The 1,316-nt window shown below is 62.0% G+C and carries 1 protein-coding gene and 1 other annotated feature; the gene reads right to left on the bottom strand.

All coding sequences use genetic code 11. From position 1 onward, the window contains the following. Nucleotides 1-27 precede the first annotated feature (27 nt). Nucleotides 28-1,265, bottom strand: a protein-coding gene (locus ACWF82_RS34360) for an IS3 family transposase (protein ID WP_452507726.1) whose coding sequence is annotated in 2 segments (ribosomal slippage) — nucleotides 28-983 and nucleotides 983-1,265 — 1,239 coding nt in all. Because the reading frame shifts where the segments join, the coding sequence is not laid out codon by codon here. Next, nucleotides 862-990 (bottom strand) — a sequence feature (AL1L pseudoknot). Its footprint overlaps the gene before it by 129 nt. Nucleotides 1,266-1,316: the final 51 nt, after the last annotated feature.

Below are 1,316 nucleotides of genomic sequence, written 5' to 3' on the forward strand. Positions count from 1 at the left end.
TGAACCGTCACGGGTTGAAGACCGGCTTCAGGAGTTGACCAGCGCCGGTCGGCGTGGCGGGTTTTGAGCGTAGTAGGCAGTCTCGTGCTCGGCCGGGGTGAGGTAGTCGAGCCGGGAATGCAGGCGAGCGTTGTTGTACCAATCGACCCATTCCATCAACGCGAATTCGACGTCGGCGACGGTCTTGAACGGTCCGTGGCGGTGGACGACTTCGGTTTTGAACAGCCCGATGATCGACTCGGCGAGAGCATTGTCATAGGCGTCGCCAACACTGCCGATTGAAGCCGACAGTCCTTGTAAGGCAAGGGATTCAGTGAACAACACCGAGGTATATTGACTGCCGGCGTCGGAGTGATGGATCAGTCCCGGCTCGATCGGATGCCCGTGGTGATCGCGCCGCCAGATCGCCATGTTGAGCGCCTTGGACACCAACGCGGTGGTCTTGGTCGATGCCGCAGTCCATCCCACGATCGACCGTGAGAAGGCATCGAAGACAAACGCGACATACGCCCATCCCGTCCAGGTCGAGACGTAGGTGAAATCGGCGACCCACACCTGATTCGGCGCCTGCGCACCGAAGTCGCGATTGAGTCGGTCACCGGCACGGACCCCGTCCTTGCTCGGGATCGTGGTGCGGTGGCGGCGGCCTCTGACCACGCCATTCATGCCCAAATCCCGCATGATCCGATCGACGGTGCAGAACGCCGCTCGGCGTCCTTGCCGCCGCAGATATCGTGTCATCTTCCGCCGCCCATACATTTGCTCCGGCCTGTCGACCAGTTCACGCAAGGCATGTTCGAGGTCGGCGTCTGCGATATCGCGGGCCGAGGGCGGGCGGAATCTAGCCTTTCGGTAGGTCCGGGGCGCGATCTGGATGCCGTGCTCGGTGAGCACGCGACAGATCGACTCGACGCCGTGGACCTGGCGGTGTTGATCGATGAATCCGACGATCAACGGTGTCGCGGGTCGAGTTCCCGCGCGAAAAAAGCTGACGCCAGCTTGAGGATCTCGTTGGCCTGCTTCAGTTCTCGGTTCTCTCGACGCAATTGCTCGAGCTCGAGCTGCTCGGCCGTCTTCGCCGCGCCGACGGCCTTACCCGGACTCGCTTGGGCTTTCAGGATCCACTGACGCAGGCTCTCGGGATGCACGTCGACCATCGGCCCGATCGCTTGCGCCGCGGCATAAGCGGACGGGTACTCGTCGAGGTGGTCGAGGGCCAACCTCAGCGCTTTCTCGCGAACCTCGGGTGGGTAACGCTTGGACATGATGACCATCTTCCTCAAGGAAGGAAGCGGTCTTCAACCCGTGACGGTTCA

Source organism: Nocardia sp. NPDC055053 (assembly GCF_053608285.1).